Source organism: Sedimenticola thiotaurini, assembly GCF_001007875.1.
Taxonomy (GTDB): domain Bacteria; phylum Pseudomonadota; class Gammaproteobacteria; order Chromatiales; family Chromatiaceae; genus Sedimenticola; species Sedimenticola thiotaurini.
This window is the reverse complement of record NZ_CP011412.1, coordinates 1,029,513-1,054,619: the sequence shown is the minus strand read 5'-3', so window position 1 is coordinate 1,054,619 and position 25,107 is coordinate 1,029,513. Positions and strand designations below refer to the sequence as shown.

Sequence of the window (25,107 nt, the reverse complement as noted above, 5' to 3'; positions counted from 1 at the left end):
TAGTTCCCGTTTTCCAGGTCTGGCAATCTGCGGGGTGTAACAGATTGGATCAGATAATATGCAGGAGTCGTCGTGCCTGTTCCGCCACCCGCTTGCGCCCCATGATCACCTGCCATCGGCTCCCGTCACACTGTCGCCAGAGCATGGCGGACCGGATACCGGCCAGCAACAGCGCCCTGATCCGGTTCACGTTGTCGGGATTTTGCAGATGCAAAGGCTCTCCCTTGACCATGATGCGGGGCTTCAGGGTGCTGATGGTCTGGGTGTAGATGTCGGCCAGTTGGGCAATGATATTGGGGTGCAGCAGATGGAAATGGGCGATTCGCTCCTCGGTCGAGCGGATCCCTTCCTGAATCTGCTGCTGCATGGCTCTGTTCCTGCTCAGCTTCCGCTCCAGGTGGAGCAGGGCGATCACATAGGGGGTAACCTGCAGGTTATCGGTCCGTTTTTCACCCAACTGCTGCTGGATCAGGCGCAAGCCGGTTTCAACGCCCTGCAGACCACCGTAGACGCTCTCCACGCTCTCCGCGTCGATCTTGAACAGACTGTGGATACTGGCCTCCAGGGCGTCGCTGTCCACCATACCCTGTTCAGCAATATTGGCCGCCATGTGGGCCGCCTGGAATATACCCGCCAGGGCGATGCATCGATCTCGATCACTCTTCATTAGTAGGCCTGTTCGATGATTCCGCCGCCAAGGCACTCCTGGCCCTGGTAGAAGACGACCGATTGTCCCGGCGTCACGGCGCGCTGTTTATTGTTAAATTGGACCTGCAGGTTACCGTTTTCAAGCGGCGACAGTGTGCACGCCTGGAGTGGCTGACGGTGACGAATACGGGCCATGCAGGTGATCGGCAGTTCCGGTGGCGTGCCGGCGACCCAGTGCAACTGACTCGCCGCCAGTCCCTGTTTCAGCAGGCGCGGATGATTGTGCCCCTGGGCAACGATCAACCGGTTGCTGGCGATCTCCTTGTCCACCACAAACCAGGGGTCGGCATCACCGTCCGCCCGCCCGCCGATGCCCAGTCCCTTGCGCTGGCCCAGGGTATAGTACATCAGGCCCTGGTGTTCGCCGATTACTGTTCCTTCGGGGGTGACCATCTGACCCGGCTGGGCCGGTAGAAAACGACTCAGGAATTCGCTGAATTTCCGTTCACCAATGAAACAGATACCGGTACTGTCCTTCTTTTTGTGATTCGGCAGTCCGGCTTGCTCGGCTATTCTGCGTACCACCGGTTTCTCCAGATCCCCCAAGGGGAACTGGCTGTGGCGCAGTTGCGCCTGGCCCAGCATGTAGAGAAAGTAGGTCTGGTCCTTGTTTTCGTCCTGGGCCCGTAACAGCTGCCAGCGTTCCCCCTGTCGAGCGATGCTGGCGTAGTGTCCGGTGGCGATGCGGTCGGCGCCGAGATGCAGGGCGTAGTCCAGAAATGCCTTGAACTTGATTTCACGATTACACAGCACATCCGGATTGGGCGTGCGTCCGGCGCGGTACTCGGCCAGAAAATACTCGAATACGTTGTCCCAGTACTCGCCGGAGAAATTGACCGTATGGAGCCGGATGCCGAGTTGATCCGCCACCGATTGTGCATCCGCCAGGTCGACCGTCGCTGAGCAGTATTCCTGCGTGTCGTCCTCCTCCCAGTTCTTCATGAACAGGCCTTCGACCTGATAACCCTGCTCAAGCAACAGGAGTGCTGCAACCGAAGAGTCCACCCCACCGGACATGCCGACGATGATCTTTTCTTTTTTACCCATATTTTACTTAGGTCCGAAGTCCTGCCCGGCCAACCAGGCCTCGATGGGCTGGATGACTGGGGGGTGCCCATTTGCAAAAAACCAGGAATCCACCGCGTACTCCTGCCGGCTCTGGATCTCCATGATAGTGGCGGTCCAGTGGATATTGAACAGCCAGGGATTGCGCCGTCGCCGCTCAGTCACCTGGTGCCATCTCAGCAGCCGATCCTGTGCCAGCAACTTCAGATAGATCGTGGTGTTGGTCGACTCGGCAATACAGTCGAGCTGGCCGATCTCCGAACCATCGCCGTCATTTTTGGCCAGATCACGCCAGCTGCCGGTCTGTTCGCCAACCTGCTGTTCCATCAGGGCGATGGCAGCCCGAATCTGCTCGCGCTCCTGCTCGGCTGTCCGTGTATCGGTAAACAGGGCGCGAATCTCCTGCCAGTGTCGACCGCCCAGTTTAACAGGTTTCTGCACATCGCAATGGTAGTCGGCACAGACCTGAAAGGGAGCCGGGACGGATGTGGCGTGCCCCTGGACGACCGGTAACAGGCAGCAGAGCAGCGCGATGTCTCTGGCCGTCATGAGTCGGCGGGGCTCCAGCCATCTCGCCACTGCTCCAGGGGTACGATCTCCGGTGGCAGGCCGTTGTCATGAAACCAGGCGTCCACCGCCCAGAGGCGGTTCCCCTCCTGTTGTTCGATTACCGCAGTGGTGTGGGGCCAGCCAAACAGGAAGAAACCCCGGGTAACCGGGTCTTTGAGTCGGTGCCACTTCAGCAGGCCCTGCTTCTGCAGCATATAGAGGTAGGTGGTGGTATTGGTCGATTCATCGATACAGTCCATGGAGCGATCCAGTGGATTGCCAGTGCGTTCATTGCGTCCCCGGTCATTGCTGGTGCCGGTCAGGGGGCCAATGATCTGTTCCAGCCGGGCTACCGCCTTGCCTATGATTGTGCGCTCTCCGGCGGCGCTGCTGGGGGCGGGGTGGAACAGGTTACGGATCTCCTGCCACTGCTGTTTTGTCAGGGTGAGCTGACGGATGGACTGACAGCTGTTATCAAAACAGATGGAGAAGTTGTCCGGCGTCGGGCTGGTGTTGACCTGGTCACTGACAAACACCACGGCAGCGGCGTTGCCGCTACAGAGCAGTAGCCAGGCCAGGAGGCAGGGAAGGGCTCCCTTACGCCAGATCATTCAACAGCTCCAGTGGATAGCGGCAGCCGGCCAGGTAGTCGTCGATACAGCGCAGCACCAGTGGGCTTCGTAACCGCTCCGGCTGGGCTGCCAATTCATCGCGGCTCAGCCAGATGGCGCGCTGGATTCCCTCATCCAGTGGTAAATCCGGCCGGTGGTCGTGACAGCTGCCGTGGAAACAGAAACGCAGATAAGTGGTACCGGCCGGTGGTACCTGCCAGCGGTAAACGCCGATCAGATAGTCAGGCGAGAAACCCCAGGCGGTCTCTTCCCGGGTCTCCCGGATGACTGCCTCTGCCAGGCTTTCCGCCTGTTCCAGGTGGCCGGCCGGCTGGTTCAGTACCAGGTTGCCGTCGCGGTCCAGCTCTTCAACCATGAGAAAACGTCCGGATCGCTCGATAACCGAAGCGACCGTGGTGTGAGGTGTCCAGATCATGGCGCTATTTTAACCCGAATTTGCCCCGTGGTCTGTACCGCTTCAGCGCTCTGTTTTCTTAGTTCGACGCCTGCGGGAGCGGGGGACGGCGGGGTGTGCCGGCAGTTCCACCAGTCGATACTCGCCGGGTTGAAGATCACCCAGCTCCCACTCGCCGATACCTGCCCGTACCAGGCGGAGTGTCGGGAATCCGATCGCCGCTGTCATACGCCGGACCTGTCGATTACGGCCCTCCCGAATCTCGATCTCCAGCCATTGGGTCGGGATGTTGGCCCTGAAGCGCACCGGTGGGTTGCGCGGCCAGAGGGCGGGGGCTCGATCAGCCGGGCGCGGGCCGGCAACGTCGGGCCGTCCTTCAGTTCCAGGCCATCCCGCAGCTGTTGCAGGGCGGCCGGGTCGGGAATGCGCTCCACTTCGGCCCAATAGCGTTTCCAGGTCTTGGCTTTGGGGTTGGCCAGGCGGTGTTGCAGTTTACCGTCATCGGTGAGCAGTAGCAGACCTTCGCTATCGCGATCCAGGCGGCCGGCCGGATAGACGCCGCTGATCGGGATAAACTCAGCCAGGGTACGGCGTCCTGACTGGTCGGTGAACTGGGTGAGTACCCCGTAGGGCTTGTTGAACAGGATTAATCGGGGCATTTCGGGCTCATGTATCGACGGGCAGGCGACGGATTATGGGCACTCCCCCGTATTCGTCAAGTCTACCTGCCCTGATGCCAGTCCTCCCCGCTGTGGAGGGAGGCCGGATTAATCGTCTGTTCGATCGACCACCACGCAGTTTCTACCACTATCCTTGGCACGATACAGTGCACTGTCCATGCGTTGGAAAAGGCTGCTGACATCATCGCTTTCGATCAGGCTGGTGACACCGAGACTGACGGTCATGGTGATCTCCTTGTCAGTCTGGGGGGGCATGGATTCGATATTTTCACGAATTCGCTCCGCCAGCAGTTCGGCGCCCTCCAGGCTGGTTCCGGTCAGCAGGATCAGAAACTCCTCACCCCCATAGCGGAAGATCATGTCGGATTCCCGAATACTCTGTTCGGCGCACTGGGCAGCGGCTTTCAGGGCCTGGTCGCCATACAGGTGACCATACTGGTCATTGATTGACTTGAACCGGTCTATGTCCATCAGGATGACCGAGAGCGGCGTCTTGTGGCGCAGGGCCAGGCCGATCTCCCGTTTCATGGTGCTGTCCATAGCGGCGCGATTTCGCACGCCGGTAAGGGGGTCGATGCTGGCGGATTCCACGGCCCGTTGGTAGAGGAGGGTGTTGCGCAGTGGATAGAGCAACCCGGCCAGCAGATTCTCGATGATCTCCAGTTCGGAGGGCTCGAAAGGATAATTGCGGAAGAAGTTCAGATCACCCAGGTGATCTCCCGCCACCACCAACTCATAGGCACAGCTGTTGGCTGGCTGTTCACCCAAACGGATATCGATTTTCAGAGACGGAAAGTGGTAAGTAAGGCCATCGTACTGGACGAACTGGCGGATCTCCTTGGCAAACAGTGCCAACAGCTCGTTGATCTCCAGCGTACTCTGGAGAATACCGCTGAGTGCCAGTACTTTTGAGGCGAGCCGGTGCTGGGTCTCATGGTTCAGGTCCGGGTGCGATGGGTGCGTTGTGACCCTTTTGGTGTTGCCTGAAACACAATGTGTCTGGTTTATCATAATCGCAGTTTCCAACTTGTTTTTATTCGTCACAGAATACCCATTGAATTTAAAAGCGATTATCATGCCAAAATCAGTAAAAATATATAAAACAAATAGTTACAGCCTTAGTTAGTCTTGATGCCAAAATTATGACGGTAATTTGCGGCCGATTATTGCCGCTTGCTGGCTGTTTGGCGGCGAAATTGACCCTCTGTTGGCAAGGGTGGTACGGGCGGCTGGCCGGCGCTCGGGTCAGTTGTTCGCTGATGGCCGGGGCATTAATGGGGCAGGTGATGCCTGCAAGTCCGCATTGGGCGGTTTGGAAGTGAGGTAACTGTCCCTGTTGCCGGTTGTTGGCTGGATTGGGTGGTCACTATCCGGCCTTTTATCCGCCGTACTCCAGCATTTGGCCGCTGGTGCCGATGCTGTCAGGGCCCATCAGCCAGAGGTAATCGGGCATCAGCTGGTCGGCGGTTTTTACGGTTTCCAGATCTTCTCCCGGGAAGGCGAGCATGCGCAGCTTGGTGCGGGTCGGTCCGGGGGCGAAGCTGTTGACCCGAATATTACTGCTGCCGCGGGTCTCCTCTGCCAACAGTCGCATCAGTCCTTCCAGTCCGAACTTGGAGACCCCGTAGGCGCCCCAATAGGCCTTTGATTCCCGGCCCACATGGTCGCCGGTAAATACGATCGAGGCATCTTCGGCCTTGCGTAACAGCGGCAGGCAGGCCTGGGTGAGCAGGAATGGGGCGTTCAGGTTTACCTGCATGACCTGGTGCCAGATGCCCGGATCGTAGTCATCAAGACGGCTCAGGTAGGGCAGGTGGGCGGCGTTGTGCAACAACCCCTCCAGGGAGCCGAACTCCTTGCCCAGGGTCTCCGCCAGTTCGGTATAGTCGTGCGGACTGGCGCCCTCCAGGTTCATCGGGTAGATGGCCGGCTTAACGCCCCCGGCGGCTTCGATGGTGTCGTAGACCGCCTCCAGTTTGGCGATGGTTCTACCCAGCAGAATCACCGTGGCTCCGTGGTTGGCAAAGGCGATAGCCGCTTCCCGGCCGATGCCATCACCGGCACCCGTAACAAGGATAGTGCGTCCGGCCAGTAGCTCTTTCGGGGGGTGATAGTCGCGCATATCAGGATCCTGATGTTGAATATCCGGCTATTCTAACCGGCTGACGCCCATGATTCGAGTCCGCATGGGGCGCTGGGGGAAATTATCTGCCTCACTTGAGGCCAAGCTTCTCCAGTATCTGGATGGGGAGGGCGATGTTGTCATCGGCACCCCACGCTTCGGGTTGGTCGGTGCTGTTCAGGTAGCCAAACAGGGCGGTGAGGGTGCAGGTACCCGCCGCCCGACCGGCGCTGATGTCCCGTTCAGCATCGCCTATATAGAGGCACTCCTGGGGCGGGATGCCGGCCTCTTGGCAGGCGTAAAGTATGGGGCCGGGATGGGGTTTGCTGTTCGGCGTGGTGTCACCACTGACGATACAGGCGGCTCTCCTGGTCAATTCCATGCTATCCATGAGCGGATCGGTCAGCCAGGCCGGCTTGTTGGTCACCACGCCCCAGCCGATGGCGTGGTGCTCCAGTTGTATCAGCACCTGCTCCATGCCGGGGAACAGGGCGGTATGCCGGGCGATATTGTCCTGGTAGATAGCCAGCATGTCATCCCGGTAGCGCTGGAACTCCGGGTGCCCTGGCTCGATACCGAAACCGGCCCGGATCAGGGCGATGCCGCCGTGGGAGACATGGGGACGAATCTGCTCGAAAGGCAGGGCTTCCCGGCCATGGCGAAGCAGGGTCTGGTTCAGGGCGTAGGCGAGATCCGGTGCGGTATCAGCCAGGGTGCCGTCCAGGTCGAACAGCACCAGTCTGATCGGCCGTCCGTGAAAACGGGCGCCGTCGCTGCCGTTCTGATCACTCATGCTCTTTACGGCAGCTCACCATGTAATTGACGTCCACATCACCGGGGGAGAGGCGGTACTGTCCGGTGAGGGGATTGTAGGTGAGGCCGATCATGTCGGTGGTCTGCAGTTCGGCCCGGCGGATCCAGCCGTCCAGTTCCGACGGCTTGATGAATTTGGAGAAGTCGTGAGTGCCCTTTGGCAGCAGTCGCAACAGGTACTCCGCCCCCACAATGGCGAACAGATAGGATTTCGGATTGCGGTTCAGGGTGGAGAAGAAGATCCGGCCGCCTGGTTTGGCCAGTCGGGCACACGCCTCGATCACTGAAGCGGGGTCCGGTACATGTTCCAGCATCTCCATGCAGGTGACCACATCAAATGTGCCGGGTTGCTGTTCAGCCAGTTGCTCCACCGGAATGCGTTGATAGTCCACTTCCAGGCCCGACTCCAGCAGGTGCAGTCTGGCAACCTGCAGGGGCGCCTCGCCCATGTCGATGCCGGTGACCGTTGCCCCTTGCCGTGCCATGCTCTCGGAGAGAATGCCGCCGCCGCAACCCACGTCCAGTACCTGTTTGCCCTGCAATCCGGCCGTGCGATCGATATAGTCCAGGCGCAGGGGGTTGATGTCGTGGAGTGGCTTGAATTCGCTGTGGGGGTCCCACCAGCGAGCGGCCAGCTCTTCAAATTTGTTGATTTCGGCTTGATCGACATTGATGCTGCTGTCAGTCATGGTGGTTCGGACTCTTTAGGCGAATATCTGGAATGGCTGTTTCCTGCCGACCGGTTCGGCTGGCGATGCAGTATACCCCAATTTACTCCATGGCCTCCTGGATAATCCCCTCGTAGAGTTCGATCAGTGCCTGTTCCACTTCCCTGGCTTCGCCCAGCATGACCGGTCGTTGATAGCTGAGAAAGACCTCGCCGGGTTGGTCCTGCAGGCTGTAGATACCGACGGTTAGCGGGCAGATCGACAGGTTGGCTGGGTGTGCGTCGGACATCTGCCAGGAGAGTTTCAGGTTACAGAATTCAAACGATTCCGCCTTATCGTAGAAGGTGTTGGCCAGGCCGGTGTCTTCTGCGGTGCGATTGAGCATGTCGCTGATATGCAGCACCCCGCTGACCAGCATGCCCCGCCCGGTAATGGCGATCTCCAGGTTGGAGCGGATGGCATCATAGTCGTCGCTGATCTGGTAGATCACGATGGGAGAGTCGACGTCTGTGATGGGCGTCTGGGCGAAGCTCAATCCGGTCGGCAGGAGAAGTAGAAAAAAGAGTATCAAGCGCATCAATCGCTCCTTGTCAGATGGTTGTTGGCAGTCGGCTGATTCGGCTGCATCGGGTAAGTGATAGATTGTGTGACCGCCGCGGGTTATTTGAATTCACTGATACGTTCCCGCCACTCTTCTGCGCGCTGGATAATCTCGCCCTGGTCCAGGTTGGTGAGGCGTCCATCGTGAACCACCTGTTTACCAGCGACCCAGACCTGGGTCACCTTGTCACGGCCGGTAGCATAAACCAGTTGTGATATGGGCTGATAGAGCGGCTGGGTCTCCAGGCTGCCCAGGTTCACCGCGGTGATGTCCGCCGCCTTGCCTGGTTCCAGTGAGCCGGTCCGATCCCCGATGCCCAATGCCATGGCGCCGTTGAGGGTCGCCATGCGCAGTGCTGCATGGGCTGGAATGGCACCGGCATCATCAGCTACGCCCTTGGCCAGCAGGGCCGCTGTGCGCATCTCGCTGAACATATCCAGGTCGTTGTTGCTGGCGGCGCCGTCGGTGCCGATGGCGATATTGATCCCGGCCCGGTGCAGTTTCTCCACCGGGCAGAAACCGGAGGCCAGTTTCAGATTGGATTCGGGGCAGTGGACCACGCTGGCACCGCTCTCGGCAAACAGCTCGATCTCCGCCGTCTCCAGCTGGGTCATGTGCACCGCCGTGAGGGCGGGGGAGAGCAGCCCCAGTTGCCGGAGTCGTTCAATGGGGCGGTTGCCGTAACGACTGACACCCTGGCTGATCTCGTCCCGGGTCTCGTGCACGTGCATGTGGATAGGGATCTCCAGTTCATCGGCCAGCACCCGGATACGCTCGAAGGGCTGATCGGAGACCGTGTAGGGGGCGTGGGGTGCGAAAGCCGTGCTGATCAGGGTGTGGTTGCGGAACTGGTCATGGACTTCCAGGCCGCGACGGAGGTACTCATCGGGATCACTGGCCCAGGCGGATGGAAAGTCGATCACGATCAGGCCCACCACCGCACGCATACCGGCCGCTGCGGATACCTTGCCGGTCACATCCGGAAAGAAGTACATATCATTAAAACAGGTCGTCCCGCCCCGCAGCATCTCGGCCACCGCCAGCCGGGTGCCATCGGCGATGAACTCCTCATTCACCCAACGGCCTTCGGCCGGCCAGATGTGCTCGTTGAGCCAGTTCATCAGGGGCAGATCGTCTGCCAATCCACGCATCAGGCTCATACTGGCGTGGGTGTGGGCGTTGATCAGGCCGGGAATCAGGGCGTGATCCGGCAGTTCGTGCACCCTGGTGGGCTGGTACTTGGCGCGGGCCTGCTCCGCCGGTAACAGCTCCAGAATGTTGCCGTTGTGGATGGCCAAGGCGTGCCCTTCCAGTACCTGCTGGTCGGGTACCACCGGGATAATCCAGCGGGCGAAGATGAGGGTGTCAATATTCACATGGCTGTCCGTTCTGAATGCGCTGTGTTAATGAAATCGGGTAGAATAGCGCGAATTTGCCATGGGTTTGAACAAGATGGAAGCACTACCGCTCAGGATTCGTCCCACTGCCGATCAGGCGATCGTCTGGGCCAATGATCGGCTCTACCTGCTGGATCAGCGAATTCTTCCCAACGAAACCGTCTATATCGAGCTGCAGAGTGCCACTGACACCGCCCGGGCGATCCGCGACATGGTGGTGCGTGGCGCCCCGGCGATCGGGATCACGGCCGCGTTCGGCGTGGTGTTGGCAGCACGTGCCAGCTACCGGGCTGCCCCCGATAACTGGCGTGATCGAATGACCGAAGAGCTGCAACGGCTGGCGGATTCCCGTCCCACGGCGGTGAATCTGTTCTGGGCTCTGGAGCGGATGCAGCGGGTGATGGGGGGTATCGGTGACGGGAACCCGGAGCCGCGCCTGCTGCAGGAGGCACAGCTGATCCACCGGGAGGATGTGGCCGCCAACCGGGCCATGGGTGAACATGGCGCCAGCCTGATCGGATCAAAAACCTCGGTAATCACCCACTGCAACGCCGGGGCCCTGGCCACCGGTGGCTATGGGACCGCCCTTGGCGTGATACGCAGCGCCCATGCCGCTGGCCGTATAGAGATGGTGTATGCCGATGAAACACGGCCTTGGTTGCAAGGCTCACGACTGACCGCCTGGGAGCTGGCCCAGGACCGCATACCGGTGACGTTGCTGACCGATGGAGCCGCCGCCAGCCGCATGGCGCAGGGCGGTATCGACTGGATCATTGTGGGATCGGACCGTATCGCCGCCAATGGGGATGTGGCCAACAAGATCGGCACCTATAACCTGGCGCTGGCGGCCAGATACCACGGTGTGAAGGTGATGGTGGCGGCACCCACTTCGACTATCGACATGACCCTGAAGAGCGGAACAGCCATACCGATCGAATCACGGGATCCGCATGAAGTGCTCCACTGTGGCGGACAGCGGGTTGGTGCCCCCGGGGTGGCAGCGTGGAATCCGGTATTTGATGTGACCCCGGCGGCGCTGGTGGACGCGATTGTCACAGAGAAGGGGATTGTGTTGTCGCCAGACAGGCAAAAGATGGCTGAGTTAATGGCGCTGTGAGCTGAGAGTCTCGAAACGCCGTTTTCAGGGGCTTTTTTTCAGGCAGTACCATCCCGGATTGTGTTACTATAAGCGGCTTAAAAAAGCGCGCCCCGGCTCTGTGTGCATATCGCCGCGGGCAGCCCGAGCCCGATTGAATGCTGTCAAAAAACAAAACAGGTTAATGAACCGCCTATGACCGAATTTGCCAAAGAAGTCCTGCCGGTCAATCTCGAAGATGAGATGCAGACGTCCTATCTCGATTACGCCATGAGTGTGATCGTGGGACGCGCCCTCCCGGATGTACGTGATGGACTGAAACCGGTCCATCGTCGTGTGCTCTACGCCATGAGCGAACTGGGCAACGACTGGAACAAGCCCTACAAGAAATCCGCCCGTGTGGTGGGTGACGTGATCGGTAAATACCATCCCCATGGTGATACGGCGGTGTATGACACCATCGTGCGCATGGCCCAGCCCTTCTCCATGCGCTACATGCTGGTGGACGGGCAGGGTAACTTCGGTTCGGTGGATGGCGACGCGCCGGCTGCCATGCGTTATACCGAGGTGCGGATGGCCCGCATCGCCCACAGCATGCTGGATGATCTCGATAAGGAGACGGTCGATTTCATTCCCAACTATGACGAATCTGAACATGAACCGGCGGTCCTGCCGGCGCGGATTCCCAACCTGCTGGTGAATGGCTCCACCGGTATCGCGGTGGGTATGGCCACCAATATCCCGCCGCATAACCTGACCGAGATCGTCGATGGCTGTGTGGCCATGATCGATAACCCGGCCATCTCCATCGATGAGCTGATGGCGTATATTCCCGGTCCCGATTTCCCGACGGCGGCACTGATCAACGGTGCCCGGGGTATTCACGAAGCCTACAAGACCGGTCGCGGGCGGATCTACGTACGGGCACGTACCGAGATCGAAACCAACGACAAGACCGGGCGGCAGACCATTGTGGTGCATGAGTTGCCTTACCAGGTGAACAAGGCGCGACTGCTGGAGAAGATCGCCGAACTGGTCAAGGAGAAGCGCATCGAGGGGATCAGCGAGCTGCGCGACGAGTCCGACAAGGACGGTATGCGCATGGTGATCGAACTGCGCCGGGGTGAAGTGGCCGAAGTGGTGCTGAACAATCTCTATCAGCACACCCAGATGCAGAACGTGTTCGGCATCAACATGGTCTCCCTGGTGGATGGCCAGCCACGCCTGCTCAATCTGAAACAGATGCTGGAGTATTTCATCCGGCATCGCCGCGAGGTGGTGACCCGCCGCACCCTGTTTGAACTGCGCAAGGCGCGGGATCGGGCCCATGTGCTGGAAGGCCTGGCGGTTGCCCTGGCCAATATTGATGAAGTGATCAAGCTGATCCGCGAAGCGGCCAGTCCGGCGGATGCCAAGCGGGAACTGCTGGCCCGGCAATGGAAGTCAGGCGCGGTGGAGGCGATGCTGGAGCGGGCCGGAGCGGACGCTTCACGACCCCAGGATCTGCCCGCCGAGTTTGGTCTGAGCGAGCAGGGCTACCGCCTGACCGAGACCCAGGCCCAGGCTATTCTGGATCTGCGCCTGCACCGTCTGACGGGGTTGGAGCAGGACAAAATACTCAATGAATACAGTGAGATAATAGATAAAATTAAGGATCTTCTTGATATTCTGTCGAGCCCGGACCGTCTGATGCAGGTGATCCGGGACGAACTGATTGCGATCCGAGATCAATACGGTGATGCACGACGTACCGAGATCATCAGTAACCGGCTCGACCTGACCCTGGAAGATCTGATCACCGAAGAGGATGTGGTGGTGACCCTCTCCCATGCCGGCTATGCCAAGGCGCAGACCCTGGATATCTACCAGGCCCAGCGACGTGGCGGCAAGGGCAAGACGGCCACCAGTACCAAGGACGAGGATTTTGTTGATCAGCTGTTTGTCGCCAGTACCCACGACACCATCCTCTGCTTCTCGAGCCGGGGGCGGGTCTACTGGATGAAGGTGTATGAGCTGCCCCAGGCGGGACGTAACGCACGGGGCAAACCGATCGTCAATCTGCTGCCGCTGGAGAAAGATGAGCGGATCAATGCCGTTCTGCCGATCCGCGAGTACTCGGAGGACAAGTACGTCTTCATGGCTACCAGCTCCGGCACGGTGAAGAAGACCCCGCTGATCAACTTCTCCCGGCAGCGCGCCAGCGGCATTATCGCCGTGGATCTGCGGGATGATGATCAACTGGTGGGTGTGGCCATCACTGACGGCCACCAGGACGTGATGCTGTTTACATCCGCCAGCAAGGCGATCCGCTTCAACGAATCCCAGGTGCGCCCCATGGGTCGTACCGCCTGTGGTGTGCGGGGCGTGAAGCTGGGTCCCGGTCAGGAGGTGATCGCCCTGATGATCGCCGAACCGGGCCGTACCGTGCTGACTGTCACCGAAAACGGCTACGGTAAGCGCACACCGGTGGAACAGTTCCCGCTGCGTGGCCGCGGTGGTATGGGCGTTATCTCCATCAAGGCATCAGAGCGCAATGGCAAGCAGGTCGGCGCGGTCCTGGTGGACGAGGGTGACGAAGTGATGCTGATCACCAATGGCGGTACTTTGGTGCGTACTCCCATCTCCGATGTATCAGTCATGGGCCGGGATACCCAGGGCGTGACCATGATCCGTCTCTCCAAAAAGGAGAAGCTGGTAGGTATTGAGCGTATCGAATCCCTGGAAGGGGAAGAGGACGTGGATGCAACCGAAGAGGTCGAGGCCGATTCAGAGGAGTAGCGGTGAGGTTACTGCTCAGCCGGCGTTTGATGGACAGAATCCACCGGTTTTAAAGCGCCTGCCAAAGGTATCAACGGCACCTGAAGGGTGCCGCTCCGTCCATGGCATCCTGCGGGATTGGGTATGCCCGGATTAACCGATGGCTGTGTTGTTTCATGGGATTTAGCGAGGGGTGGGTTACTTCTCGTTCCGTAAAAAATAAGAGAGCTGGAGAGTCAATCATGTCGAGAGTCTACAATTTCAGTGCCGGGCCGGCCGCCCTGCCTGAAGAGGTGTTGAAGCAGGCCCAGGAAGAGATGCTGGATTGGCAGGGCAGTGGCATGTCCGTGATGGAGATGAGCCACCGGGGCAAGGAGTTTATGTCCATTGCCGCCCAGGCGGAGGCTGATCTGCGCGAGTTGATGGCGATTCCCGACAATTACAAGGTGCTGTTCATGCAGGGCGGTGCTTCCAGCCAGTTCTCCATGGTTCCCATGAACCTGCTGCGGGGCAAAACCAGTGCTGACTATATCAATACCGGTTCCTGGTCCAAGAAGGCGATAGCGGAGGCCAGGAAGTATTGTCAGGTCAATGTGGTGGCTGAGTCCCCGGCCGGCGAATACACGGTGCCTGCGCCCGATACGTTGAAACTCAATCGGGATGCCGCCTACCTGCACTACACCCCCAACGAAACCATCCAGGGGGTGGAATTCCCCTACGTGCCGGAGAGCGGCGATGTGCCGCTGGTGGCGGATCTATCTTCCACTATTCTTTCCCGCCCGGTGGATGTGAGCAAATTTGGGGTGATCTACGCGGGCGCACAGAAGAATATCGGCCCGGCCGGACTCACCGTGGTCATTGTTCGGGATGATCTGATAGGTGAACCGGTAAAAGGTACGCCGGCCATGTTTGATTACAAAATCCAGGCAGATGGCGATTCCATGTATAACACCCCGCCAACCTATGGCTGGTATCTGGCCGGCCTGGTATTCCAGTGGTTGAAACGCAACGGTGGACTGGCGGCGATGGCCGAAACCAATCAGCGCAAGGCGGCCGCCCTGTATGCCGCCATTGATGGTTCCGATTTCTATCACAACCCGGTGGAGAAGAGCTGCCGCTCCTGGATGAATGTTCCCTTCACGCTGGCGGATGCGGAACTGGATGGCAAGTTCCTGGCTGAAGCCAAGGAGGCCGGCCTGGTGACCCTGAAAGGCCATCGATCGGTTGGCGGAATGCGGGCCAGTATCTACAACGCCATGCCGGAGTCCGGTGTGAAGGCCCTGATCGACTTCATGGCCGATTTCGAAAAACGCAACGGTTAAATAGCCCGGGGACGGAGTTATTTGGGATGGGGGCGCTGCATCGATAGTGTGAATTGATAACTAACTAAAATACAATAAGTTATTGATTACTCTTGATCTGATTTATTAGTAACGGAAGGCCTTGCAGGTCCATACCTCAAACAGCTGCCGGAGGAGCTCTCAGCTCCTCGGCAGCTGTTTGTAACCCCGGATGTTCCGCCCCCTCGTTGAAGTACTTGTAAGAGCGGGAGGACATCTATGCACAAAATTCTGACCCTGAATAATATCGCACTGGCCGGTCTGGACCGGTTGCCCCGGGACAATTACGAAGTTGCCTCGGAAATCACTCACCCGGACGCCATTCTGCTGCGCTCCTACAAAATGCACGATATGGAGATCCCGCCTACCGTGAAGGCCATCGGTCGTGCCGGTGCGGGGGTCAATAATATCCCCGTCGAGCGCATGACCCAGCAGGGCGTGGTGGTATTCAATGCCCCCGGTGCCAACTCCAACGCGGTTAAGGAACTGGTGCTCGCCGGTCTGCTGATGGCATCCCGCAACATCGCCCAGGCGTGGGAGTTTGCCAAGGGGTTGAGTGGTGATGACAGTGAGATCAACAAGGCGGTAGAGGCGGGCAAGAAGAGCTTTGTCGGTTTCGAACTGCCGGGTCGTACCCTGGGAGTGGTGGGGCTTGGCGCCATCGGTGTCCGGGTGGCCAATGCGGCCCATGCCCTGGGGATGCGCGTGATCGGCTACGATCCCACCATTACGGTCAGGAGCGCCTGGCAACTCTCGTCCGATATCCAGCAGGCCCTGAGCGTGGACGACCTGGTCTCCAAGTGCGACTTCATCACTTTCCACGTGCCGCTGGTCGATTCAACCCGGCACATGATCAATGCGGAGCGGCTCAAGTGCATGAAGAAGCACAGCGTGCTGCTCAACTTCGCCCGCTCCGGGATTATTGATGACGAAGCGGCAGTGGCGGCCCTGGACAGTGGCCATCTCTACGCCTATATCTGTGATTTTCCCAGCAATCTGCTGAAGGATCACCCGCGCTGCATCACGCTGCCACACCTGGGGGCTTCCACCACGGAAGCGGAGGAGAACTGTGCGGTGATGGTAGCGGACCAGATACGTAGTTATCTGGAGGATGGCAATATCACCAATTCGGTCAACTTTCCCGATATTACGCTGCCGCGAAATGGCGGGCATCGCATCGCGGTGGTCAACTCCAACGTTCCTAACATGCTGGGGCAGATATCCACCGAACTGGCCGACAGTAATCTGAACATTATCGATATGCTGAACCGCTCCCGTGACAACGTGGCGGTCACTCTGATTGATGTGGATCGGGCACCGGATGAAGCCACGCTGGAGCGGATTGCCGGGATAGCCGGAGTGCTTTCGGTGCGCTGCCTGGGTTGTTCGGGCTAACACAGAGACCGTTCGCCCGGCTGCTGAGCGACAGCACAGTCCGGGCCGAGTGACACGACCCGTATCAGTTCCGACTGGTACGGGTCGTTCTGCTTGTGCTGTGGTTCTGTCCTTTAGCCCGATCCGGGGCAGGGAAATTATGCGCTGTCCGATAAGCGCTGCTGACTGTGCGGGTCAGACGTCATAAGGTAGAATGCCTCTCTTTATCGTGGGCCGGTGTGTCACTCCGGCCTATCGTCAACACTTCCTACTGCTATTTGGCCGAATATTTATGAGTGACTCGGAGAGTCTGGAACAGATCAGATCACGTATAGACGCCCTGGATAACCAGATCCAGGAACTGATCAATCAGCGCGCAGCGGCGGCCCAGGCCGTGGCCAGGATCAAACAGCGCGAAGATGCCGATGCGTTTTTCTACCGTCCGGAGCGGGAAGCCGCCATCCTCAGGACCATTAAACAGCGTAACACCGGCCCCATGGGCAGCGAGGAGATGGCCCGGCTGTTTCGGGAGATCATGTCTGCCTGCCTGGCCCTGGAACTGCCCATGCGCATCGCCTTTCTCGGCCCCGCCGGCACCTTTACCCAGGCGGCGGCGTTGAAGCACTTCGGCCATTCGGTGGAGACGGTGCCGATGCAGTCCATTCCGGATATCTTCCGGGAGGTGGAGTCGGGCAACGCCCAATATGGAGTGGTGCCGGTGGAGAACTCCACCGAGGGGGTGATCAACCATACCCTGGACATGTTTATCGCCTCGTCGCTCTCCATCTGCGGCGAGGTGATGATGCGTATCCATCACCACCTGCTCAGCCAGGAGTCCGATCTCAGTAAGATCAAACGGGTCTACTCACACCAGCAGTCCCTGGCCCAGTGCCGGCTCTGGCTGGACAGAAACCTGCCCCATGCGGAGCAGATCACGGTGGGCAGCAACGCCGAGGCGGCTCGACTGGTGGGCAAGGAGAGCGGCAGTGCCGCTATCGCCGGTGAGATGGCCGCCGAGTTGTATCACTTGAAGGGGCTGGCCCGGAACATTGAAGATGAGCCGGATAACACCACCCGTTTCCTGGTGGTGGGTCGCCAGCTGGCGTCACCCAGTGGCGAAGATAAAACCACCCTGATGTGCGCCACCCGCAATGTGGCCGGCGGACTGAATGCCCTGTTGGCGCCACTGGCCGAGCACGGCATCAGCATGTCACGCATCGAGTCCCGGCCCTCTCGTCAGGGGAACTGGGACTATCTGTTTTTTATCGATATCAACGGCCACCGGGAAGATGAGAATGTCCAGCAGGCGCTCGCCGTGCTGGAGCGCGAATCCCGTTTGCTCAAGGTATTGGGCTCCTATCCCAACGCCGTGCTGTAAAACTACCGAATTATACTGAAGGACATCTATCATGACCGAGACTGCCAACCGATTTCTGGAGATTGCCGTACCCGCTGTCACCAACCTGAAACCCTACGTGCCGGGCAAGCCGATCTCTGAACTGGAGCGGGAACTGGGCATTACCGATTCGGTCAAGCTGGCTTCCAATGAGAATCCCCTGGGTTGCAGTGAACTGGCCAAAGAGGCGGTGCGGGCGGAACTGGCCCAGGTGGGTCTCTATCCGGATGGCGGTGGGGTGGCACTGCGTAACGCCCTGGCGGAAAAGCACGGGGTGTCACCGAATCAGATCACCCTGGGGAACGGCTCCAATGATGTACTGGATATGATCGCCCGGGTGTTCCTGGCGCCGGGTCTGGAGTCGCTCTTCTCCCAATATGCGTTCGCTGTCTACCCGATCAGCAGTCAGGCGGTGGGGGCTACGCTCAACGTGGTGCCGGCCCGGGATTATGGCCACGACCTGGAGGAGATGCTCAACCGGATAGGGGAGAAGACCCGGGTGGTCTGGATCGCCAACCCCAATAACCCGACCGGGACCTGGTTGAACGGGGAGGAACTGGAGGGCTTTATCGCCGCCGTGCCGTCCAACGTGATTGTGGTGGTGGATGAGGCCTATATCGAATATGTGGACGAGCCGGATTACCCGGATGCCAGCCTGTGGCTGGACAAGTATCCCAACCTGGTAGTAACCCGAACCTTCTCCAAGAGCTATGGCCTGGCCTCGCTGCGGGTCGGGTACGGACTCGCCCATGCCGATATTACCGACCTGCTGAACCGGGTGAGGCAACCTTTCAATGTGAACAGTATGGCTTTGGCGGCGGCCCGGGCGGCCCTGGAGGATCAGGCATTCATCCAGCGTTCGGTAGAGATGAACCGGGCCGGCATGGCTCAGATGACCGCTGCTTTTGAGGCGATGGGCCTGTCTTACATTCCTTCAGTGGGTAACTTCATCACCGTGGATCTGGGACGACCGGCCGCCGAGGTCGACCAAGGTCTGCTACAGGCCGGCTGTATCACCCGGCCGGTGGCCAACTACGGCCTGCCCAATCATCTGCGGATCACCATTGGCACCGAGTCGGAGAACAGCCGCGTGCTGGCCGCGCTCAAGCAGGTGCTGGGAAAATGACTATCCGGCGGCTGGCTATTATCGGCGTCGGGCTGATCGGTGGTTCGCTGGCGCGAGCCCTGCGGGCGGCTGATGCCGTGGAAGAGATCGTCGGCTGTGGCCGGGGACGTGACAATCTGCAGCGGGCGGTCGAACTGGGTGTGATTGATCGCTATACCCATGATGTGGCTGAAGCGGTGAGTGGTGCCGACATGGTGTTTCTCGCGGTACCCCTGGGTGCCATGCGAGAGACCTTTGCCGCGATGCAGGGACACCTGGCTGCTGACGCGGTGGTTACCGATGGTGGTAGCTCGAAATACAGTGTGATCGAGGATTGTAGGGCGGTCTTTGGCGAAGTGCTGCCCAATCTGGTGGCGGGGCATCCAATCGCCGGTACGGAAAACAGCGGGGTAGAGGCCTCTTTTGCTGAGCTCTACCAGAATCGCCGCATCATCCTGACTCCTACGGAAGCCACCTCGCCGGATGCCCTGGCCCGTGTCCAGGCCATGTGGCAGGCCTGTGGTGCTGAAGTGACCCTGATGAGTGTGGAGCACCATGATGAGGTGCTGGCCGCCACCTCCCATCTACCCCACATGCTGGCATTTGGTCTGGTGGATACCCTGGCCCGCATGAAGGAGAACGACGAAATCTTCCGTTACGCCGCCGGTGGATTCAGGGACTTTACCCGCATTGCCTCCAGTAACCCGGTGATGTGGCGCGATGTCTGTGTCGCCAATCGGCGGGCATTGGGGAAGATGATGAACCACTACCTGGGCGAGATGCAGGAGCTGGCCGAGACCATTGAGCGTGGTGACGGTGACGCCTTGCTGGAGATATTCAGCCGGGCCAAACGTGCCCGGGACCGCTACATTGATGGGGTGTTGGACTCCACGGAGTGATTCCGAGCCGGGCAGGGTTGAAGGCTCACTGACTCCAGTGATAACTACTGATCAGCCAAACCCGATTTGGCACGAAGCGCCCGGCGTTTCCGACTTAGCTGCAGTAGTGCGGTTCGTGTAGCCAAGTCATATGACGACCAGCCTTTGATCTCTTCCAGCGTTCGTCCGCAGCCGATACAGATATCGTCATCGTCCAGGGTGCACAGGCGCACGCAGGGAGAGTGTGGTGCTTTATCCTGGGTCATGAAGTGTGGGGGGGGATCACGGCGGATTTAAGGAAAATGGGGGAAGGGTGGCTGGCTGAAAATTGATGCTCACCTATAGCGGGCCACTCTTTGCCGGATCAGCCCTTTCCAGTACCTGAACTGCAGGCCAGTTTGCGCAGGACTCTCCACCGTCTATGGTGTCCGGAAGGGTTGCCACGCTTGACCAGCCTGTTCAGGTAGTCCAGCAGGTTGAAATGGCCCCGCCGGTCGCCGCCTTCAATCTGTATGTGTCGTTTCATCTTCCAGTATCCTCAGGCAGCCGCTGCGCAGTTGCGGCTGGTATCGGGCGACTGAATCGCTTCATGTAGAAGGCTGCGGGCGCAATCTGCACAGCGGCCACAACAGGTCGCCACATTCAGCTGTTCACGCAATCCCTCTAAAGAATCCACCCCGTTGCTGGCTGCTGTCCGGATGTCGTTGTCAGTTACACCATGACAAATACACACATACATGTTGGGAATCTCCGTTAAAGGTGCAAATGAGAATGATTCATAATATAATTAAGATTAGTGCGTTTGTCCAGAGAGAACCTGGTACAAACGGTTTGCAGATGGTGGCAGGATACGGTGGGTGAGCTATACCAGAGAGCTATTCAGGCCGAATTTGGAGGGGTAATGCAAGGTAATAAACAGGTAATTGCGGGACTGAACGGGGCGTTGCGCAATCAGTTGACGGCGATAAATCAGTTTTTCTTACATGCACGTATGTTTCAGAACTGGGGGCTTGGCAAGCTGAACCAGCATGACTACGACTGGTCGATCAAGGCGATGAAACAGGCGGATGCACTGATTGAGAGAATTCTGCTGCTAGAGGGCCTGCCCAATCTGCAGGACTTGGGCAAACTGCTGCTGGGGGAAGATGTGCAGGAGATGTTGGAGGGGGACCTGAAGCTGGTGTCGGAACTTCGCACCGGCTTGTTGGGAGTGATAGCCCTGTGCGAGGCGGAACAGGACTATGTATCGCGGGATCTCCTGGAAGATATTCTGCAGACGGAAGAGGCCCATATCGATTGGCTTGAAAGCCAGCTCTGGTTAATCGGCAATACCGGCTTGGAAAATTATCAACAGTCCATGGCCTCCTGAACAGTAACCGAATGAGGGGAAAATAATGAAGGGTAATCAGCGAGTGATTGAACAGCTCCAACATCTCCTGGCGGGAGAACTGGCGGCCAGAGATCAGTATTTTATTCATTCACGCATGTACGATGACTGGGGGCTGCAGAAGCTCTATGAGCGAATCAATCACGAGATGGAGGATGAGACCCAACATGCGGATGCGTTGATTAAGCGTATTCTGTTTCTGGAGGGAGTACCGGATCTGTCGGTTCAGGATCCACTGCACGTTGGCAAGACCGTGGTCGAGATGCTGCAAAACGACCTGGAGGTGGAGTATCAGGTGGTTGCCGCCCTGAAAAAGGCCATCAGCATCTGTGAAGAGGAGCAGGATTTTCAAACCCGTGAGATTCTAGAAGTGATGCTGGATGATACAGAAGAGGATCACGCCTACTGGTTGGAGAAACAACTGGGGCTGATCAAACGGATCGGGTTGGAGAATTATCTGCAGTTACAGGCTGAGTGAGCCAGTCATGTCCGGTTATGGTCTGCCGGTGCCTGCTGAGCCTTCCCGAAATCACGCGCCTGCCCGGTTTTCCGCTTCGCTGTTATGGGCGATCAAAAGCTTAAGTGGGGCAGATGGTCAGTTATGGCCATGATGGGTGGAAAATCCCGGGATACATAGTCCGGGTGAGATCCGCCTGTTTTGATAAATTGATTAGCGTATAGTTCGTAAGGTATTGAAAAATCATGGTTATTAATACTAATTACTTTTGATTTTTGTAGCTTGAGCAGTTATATAATAGACCGCTAATAAAGCATTGGAGGCGGTATGTCGGAACAAGAAAAATTTCAAAAAGCCCTGGCTTTGATCGATCAGGCGAATGGGGAAGATCCCAACCGAGTCACGGTGGATGGTAAGGAGTGGCCGAAAGAGTTGCTCTATTCCCACCGGATGTCCGAGATGTTGTCCCGTTTTGCACCGGACACGGATGATGCCATGAAGCTGGCGATCCATGCCCAGCATGTGCAGCGTTGGAAAACCCCCCGCAACACTTACCCGGAAGGGCGGCAGGGCTATTTCCAATGGCGTACCGGTCTCTATAAATTTCATGCGGAAACCACCGGTCGATTAATGGCGGAAGCGGGTTACGATGAAGCGAGTATTGAGCGGGCGAAAAAGGCTGTCGGGAAAAAGGCGCTGAAGATCAATCCGGACAGTCAACTGCTGGAGGATGTGGCGGATCTGGTATTCATCGAACACTACATGCTGGAGTTTGCTGAAAAGCATCCGGAGTATGATGAAGAGAAGTGGATCGACATAATCCGCAAGACCTGGGCGAAGATGTCCGCTGCAGCCCAGGAGTTCGCACTCTCTGGTGCCATCAAACTGCCGGAGCCCCTGGTGCCCCTGATTCAGAAGGCGGTCAGCGGGAAATAGCCAGTCGGTGGTTGACTGGCCAGCCCTGCCGTTAATCCGATCTGCGCCATGCAGATCGGATTAGTCACTATTCGGTGTCACGGCATAGTGATCCTGACGTGCGACTGTTGTGGGTAGATATGGGCAGTTATTTTCCATGGTTTGAGTAGAACCAGTGGGGATGAGATTCTATTTCCGTCCTCATCCTTAAGAAATCCTCTTCAGCCACGCCTGGCTATTGGGCCCAACAATGCACTCGCCATTAACGCGCATTGAAAGGCGCAATTTGCAGCGCGACATAATATCGGTAAACCCTTCTTGCGGCAGGCTGCGCACCGACTCTATTAACTTCTCCAAAGAGGGTCCCAGTTGGTCGGCTAGCGTGTAGTAGACCCATTTCCCCCGCTTTTCCTGTGTGAGGAGCCCCGCCTTATAGAGCATTTTCAGGTTTCGCGACGCGTTGTACTGTGTGTCGCCTGTTACGTCCATCGCCTCTGCGACCGTAATTCGCTGGTTTACCTGGACTAATAACCAGAACAGGCGGAGTCGATTGGGTTCCGCAAGCGCTTTAAGAGCGTCTATGTAATTTTCGTTCATTAACGGGTTTTGTTTTTCTAGGGTCGGTCGTCATTATAGCGACTCCGATAGGGAAAACTACATGGTCATGGGGTGCCGGGGAGGCCAGATACTGTGTTATCAGCCCGGAACAGTGACCACCTGATGTGAGCGCCGGAATCACCTGGTCTATGTGGCTGCTTGCACACACTTTATTCCATCCATTGAAAAGCGTTTTGGCTCGATGAGTTGAATCTCATACCAGCCGGCCATTTTTTACAAGATAGGCGACATGACTGTAATAGTAAAAGCATAGTTGCGCAATTAAGCATATGAGGATATATTTCACTTCACGTTTCATCAACACTATTTAAGGTGATTTTGTGAATATGGATAAGCTAACAATTGCACTCAACGAATTTCTCCATGTGGGAGGGGCGCTGGTTATCGTAATAGCCGTGGTATCGATCTTGACGGGCTTTATGCGTGAGTATATTCCCCAGGATAAATTGCAGAACAAGTTGGCCAGACATGAAAAGTGGGGGCCTCTGCTTGGTGGATTGTTCGGAATGCTGACGCCCTTTTGCAGCGCTTCTGTTGTACCGGTATCCATGGGGATGGCCACAATGGGAGTATCGCTGGGAACGGTCTTGAGCTTCCTGATCTCTGCGCCGCTATGTAACTTCATTGTTCTGGCGATGGTGTACGCCATGTTCGGTTTTAAAGTGACGGCTATCTATCTGGCGTTGACTTTTCTCGCCGCAGTCTTTGGCGGCTGGGTTATCACAAAAACCCCCTGGCGTAATGAGATTAAACGTGGTGATGAGATCGAGAAAAACCGGGTGAAATCCAGCTGTTCAGCAGAGCCCAGTAGCTCGGTTTGTTCCGCAACCCCTGCCGTTTCAACTTGCTGTGCCGGGCAGGAACAAATCCAGATCAGTGCTGATGTGAGTAACGGCTGCGACTCAACAGCGACATTGACCGTCACTGATGTTGTCCCAAGCAAGACACAGAATGCGCTGCGATTTGCACTGGTACTGTTCAATAAAATCATCCCTTATGTTCTGCTTGGCGCACTGATTAGCGGTCTGTCAGCAGCCTATCTGCCCGCAGAGATGGTCGAGCGATATGTTGGTGGAGACAGCATGTTGTCGATTGTGATTGCGGCAGTGATTGGGGTTCCTCTATACCTGCGCATCGAAATGGCAATCCCATTGTTAAAGGTTTTGATTGTCAAAGGGATGGGGCTTGGTCCTGCGATGGCACTTATTATCGGTGGTACAGGGGCAAGCTTGCCGGAGATCGCTTTGGTCTCTTCCGTGCTTAAACCAAAAGCGGTCGTTGCCTTTGTTGCTATTGTGTTGATTACTGCAATTATTGGCGGCGTACTGTTTCAGTATGTGATTTAACTCACCTGCAACAGGTTCATCTGTAAAGATGAACCTGTTCTTTGATCTATCGCTGGTTTTGAGTTGAAGATGAATATCGGCATATTGTTATGTGGGGATGTTCCAGAGTCTCTTATGGATAAGTTTGGTGGATACGCCAACTGCCTGCAGCAGCAGCTGGGTCTGGAATTGTATGGTTCAACATCGGTATGGAATGTATATCAAAAGCATGAAATTCCCCAAGACGTGAATGCTTGTGATGTGTATATCATTGGTGGGAGTCCGTGCAGTGTTAATGACGACTTTGAATGGATTGAATCACTGCGTTCATTCATTCAGACCGCCTTCTACCAAGGGAAAAAGTTGTTTGGAATTTGCTTTGGACACCAGCTCATCAATCATGCACTCGGTGGAAAGGTTGAAAGGGCGCGTAGGGGATGGGGGCTTGGTACTTATGAGGTTACGCTTTTTAAAGACCTGGAAAATATCAAACGGGGGCAGAACTTGTCATTGATCGCAATCCACCAAGATCAGGTGGTAATACCAGCCCCCTGTTTTGAAGTTGTCGCGGGAAGCGATTTCTGCCCTAACTATGTGACGAGATATAAAGATCAGGTGTTAACTGTTCAGGGACACCCGGAATTTAACTTTCCTTTCTTTTCTGCTTTAGTTAAGGAAAGGCAAGAAAATTTCTCCAAAGAGGAGATGGAGAGCGTACTGAAGCGCGGGCCGACACATCAAGATGGTGATGATTTCAATAGGTTAACTCGGTGTTTTCTTTTTGAAGGCTGATGTGATGTGACGCTCCCAATAGAAACCTCTGCGCCGTT

General features: G+C 57.3%; 27 protein-coding genes and 1 pseudogene. 12 read left to right on the top strand and 16 right to left on the bottom strand.

Annotated features, from left to right (window positions below):
• Positions 1-49 precede the first annotated feature (49 nt).
• From hflD to AAY24_RS04605, 12 genes and pseudogenes are all read right to left on the bottom strand, one after another.
• Positions 50-667, bottom strand: coding sequence for a high frequency lysogenization protein HflD (gene hflD, locus AAY24_RS04660; protein WP_046858702.1), 618 nt, complete (start codon positions 665-667; stop codon positions 50-52).
• A complete protein-coding gene (mnmA, locus tag AAY24_RS04655; protein WP_046858701.1) occupies positions 667-1,755 on the bottom strand; it encodes a tRNA 2-thiouridine(34) synthase MnmA in 1,089 nt (362 codons plus the stop codon). The genes hflD and mnmA overlap by 1 nt, the downstream gene beginning before the upstream one ends.
• Before the next feature lie 3 nt (positions 1,756-1,758).
• The gene (locus AAY24_RS04650) at positions 1,759-2,322 is read right to left on the bottom strand and encodes a hypothetical protein (protein ID WP_052761064.1); all 564 of its coding nucleotides are present in this window, start codon (positions 2,320-2,322) and stop codon (positions 1,759-1,761) included.
• A complete protein-coding gene (locus AAY24_RS04645) occupies positions 2,319-2,933 on the bottom strand; it encodes a hypothetical protein (protein ID WP_052761063.1) in 615 nt (204 codons plus the stop codon). Before AAY24_RS04645 ends, AAY24_RS04650 begins: the two co-directional genes overlap by 4 nt.
• A complete protein-coding gene (locus AAY24_RS04640) occupies positions 2,920-3,369 on the bottom strand; it encodes an NUDIX hydrolase (RefSeq protein WP_046858700.1) in 450 nt (149 codons plus the stop codon). The genes AAY24_RS04645 and AAY24_RS04640 overlap by 14 nt, the downstream gene beginning before the upstream one ends.
• A 42-nt stretch (positions 3,370-3,411) precedes the next feature.
• Positions 3,412-4,007, bottom strand: a pseudogene (locus tag AAY24_RS04635) (pseudouridine synthase).
• A gap of 108 nt (positions 4,008-4,115) precedes the next feature.
• A complete protein-coding gene (locus tag AAY24_RS04630) occupies positions 4,116-5,039 on the bottom strand; it encodes a GGDEF domain-containing protein (protein ID WP_063370480.1) in 924 nt (307 codons plus the stop codon).
• 367 nt (positions 5,040-5,406) lie between these two features.
• On the bottom strand, positions 5,407-6,150 hold the full coding sequence (locus AAY24_RS04625; RefSeq protein ID WP_046858699.1) for a YciK family oxidoreductase: 744 nt from the start codon (positions 6,148-6,150) through the stop codon (positions 5,407-5,409).
• Positions 6,151-6,241: 91 nt separating this feature from the next.
• Positions 6,242-6,943 (bottom strand): HAD family hydrolase, encoded by a 702-nt coding sequence (locus tag AAY24_RS04620; protein WP_046858698.1) that lies wholly within the window; start codon positions 6,941-6,943, stop codon positions 6,242-6,244.
• A complete protein-coding gene (gene ubiG / locus AAY24_RS04615) occupies positions 6,936-7,652 on the bottom strand; it encodes a bifunctional 2-polyprenyl-6-hydroxyphenol methylase/3-demethylubiquinol 3-O-methyltransferase UbiG (protein WP_046858697.1) in 717 nt (238 codons plus the stop codon). Before ubiG ends, AAY24_RS04620 begins: the two co-directional genes overlap by 8 nt.
• Before the next feature lie 82 nt (positions 7,653-7,734).
• Complete coding sequence (locus AAY24_RS04610) at positions 7,735-8,208, bottom strand: DUF302 domain-containing protein (protein ID WP_046858696.1); 474 nt, start codon at positions 8,206-8,208, stop codon at positions 7,735-7,737.
• A gap of 83 nt (positions 8,209-8,291) precedes the next feature.
• Positions 8,292-9,608, bottom strand: a complete 1,317-nt coding sequence (locus AAY24_RS04605) for a TRZ/ATZ family hydrolase (protein WP_046858695.1) — start codon at positions 9,606-9,608, stop codon at positions 8,292-8,294.
• Positions 9,609-9,669: 61 nt separating this feature from the next.
• Between AAY24_RS04605 and mtnA the strand changes: the two genes are divergently transcribed.
• From mtnA to AAY24_RS04570, 7 genes are all read left to right on the top strand, one after another.
• Entirely contained in the window at positions 9,670-10,746 is a 1,077-nt protein-coding gene (mtnA, locus tag AAY24_RS04600) for an S-methyl-5-thioribose-1-phosphate isomerase (protein WP_234422241.1), read from the top strand.
• Between the two features lie 174 nt (positions 10,747-10,920).
• Positions 10,921-13,503, top strand: coding sequence for a DNA gyrase subunit A (gene gyrA, locus AAY24_RS04595; RefSeq protein ID WP_046858694.1), 2,583 nt, complete (start codon positions 10,921-10,923; stop codon positions 13,501-13,503).
• Positions 13,504-13,724: 221 nt separating this feature from the next.
• The gene (gene serC, locus AAY24_RS04590; protein WP_046858693.1) at positions 13,725-14,804 is read left to right on the top strand and encodes a 3-phosphoserine/phosphohydroxythreonine transaminase; all 1,080 of its coding nucleotides are present in this window, start codon (positions 13,725-13,727) and stop codon (positions 14,802-14,804) included.
• Between the two features lie 237 nt (positions 14,805-15,041).
• Entirely contained in the window at positions 15,042-16,217 is a 1,176-nt protein-coding gene (locus tag AAY24_RS04585; RefSeq protein WP_046858692.1) for a phosphoglycerate dehydrogenase, read from the top strand.
• A gap of 271 nt (positions 16,218-16,488) precedes the next feature.
• Positions 16,489-17,574: a prephenate dehydratase gene (gene pheA / locus AAY24_RS04580; RefSeq protein ID WP_046858691.1), complete on the top strand. Its 1,086-nt coding sequence runs from the start codon at positions 16,489-16,491 to the stop codon at positions 17,572-17,574.
• Positions 17,575-17,605: 31 nt separating this feature from the next.
• Positions 17,606-18,718 (top strand): histidinol-phosphate transaminase, encoded by a 1,113-nt coding sequence (gene hisC, locus AAY24_RS04575; RefSeq protein ID WP_046858690.1) that lies wholly within the window; start codon positions 17,606-17,608, stop codon positions 18,716-18,718.
• The gene (locus AAY24_RS04570) at positions 18,715-19,596 is read left to right on the top strand and encodes a prephenate dehydrogenase (protein ID WP_046858689.1); all 882 of its coding nucleotides are present in this window, start codon (positions 18,715-18,717) and stop codon (positions 19,594-19,596) included. Before hisC ends, AAY24_RS04570 begins: the two co-directional genes overlap by 4 nt.
• Positions 19,597-19,640: 44 nt before the next feature.
• Here AAY24_RS04570 and AAY24_RS18865 read toward each other — a convergent pair whose 3' ends face one another.
• The 3 genes from AAY24_RS18865 to AAY24_RS19675 form a co-directional block, all read right to left on the bottom strand.
• Positions 19,641-19,841, bottom strand: a complete 201-nt coding sequence (locus AAY24_RS18865) for a DUF1289 domain-containing protein (RefSeq protein WP_082117034.1) — start codon at positions 19,839-19,841, stop codon at positions 19,641-19,643.
• Between the two features lie 98 nt (positions 19,842-19,939).
• Positions 19,940-20,101 (bottom strand): hypothetical protein, encoded by a 162-nt coding sequence (locus AAY24_RS19120; protein ID WP_199930494.1) that lies wholly within the window; start codon positions 20,099-20,101, stop codon positions 19,940-19,942.
• A gap of 12 nt (positions 20,102-20,113) precedes the next feature.
• Complete coding sequence (locus AAY24_RS19675; RefSeq protein WP_082117033.1) at positions 20,114-20,314, bottom strand: bacterioferritin-associated ferredoxin; 201 nt, start codon at positions 20,312-20,314, stop codon at positions 20,114-20,116.
• Positions 20,315-20,476: 162 nt separating this feature from the next.
• Between AAY24_RS19675 and bfr (AAY24_RS04565) the strand changes: the two genes are divergently transcribed.
• From bfr (AAY24_RS04565) to AAY24_RS04555, 3 genes are all read left to right on the top strand, one after another.
• Entirely contained in the window at positions 20,477-20,944 is a 468-nt protein-coding gene (bfr, locus tag AAY24_RS04565) for a bacterioferritin (RefSeq protein ID WP_046858688.1), read from the top strand.
• A gap of 25 nt (positions 20,945-20,969) precedes the next feature.
• Entirely contained in the window at positions 20,970-21,440 is a 471-nt protein-coding gene (bfr, locus tag AAY24_RS04560) for a bacterioferritin (RefSeq protein ID WP_046858687.1), read from the top strand.
• Positions 21,441-21,746: 306 nt separating this feature from the next.
• Positions 21,747-22,355: a DUF4202 domain-containing protein gene (locus tag AAY24_RS04555; RefSeq protein ID WP_046858686.1), complete on the top strand. Its 609-nt coding sequence runs from the start codon at positions 21,747-21,749 to the stop codon at positions 22,353-22,355.
• A 186-nt stretch (positions 22,356-22,541) separates the two neighbouring features.
• Here AAY24_RS04555 and AAY24_RS04550 read toward each other — a convergent pair whose 3' ends face one another.
• Positions 22,542-22,931 (bottom strand): ArsR/SmtB family transcription factor, encoded by a 390-nt coding sequence (locus AAY24_RS04550; protein WP_046858685.1) that lies wholly within the window; start codon positions 22,929-22,931, stop codon positions 22,542-22,544.
• 347 nt (positions 22,932-23,278) lie between these two features.
• Here AAY24_RS04550 and AAY24_RS04545 point away from each other — a divergent pair, with 347 nt between their 5' ends.
• On the top strand, positions 23,279-24,298 hold the full coding sequence (locus tag AAY24_RS04545) for a permease (RefSeq protein WP_046858684.1): 1,020 nt from the start codon (positions 23,279-23,281) through the stop codon (positions 24,296-24,298).
• A 69-nt stretch (positions 24,299-24,367) separates the two neighbouring features.
• A complete protein-coding gene (locus tag AAY24_RS04540; RefSeq protein ID WP_052761061.1) occupies positions 24,368-25,069 on the top strand; it encodes a type 1 glutamine amidotransferase in 702 nt (233 codons plus the stop codon).
• The last annotated feature ends 38 nt before the right edge of the window (positions 25,070-25,107 follow it).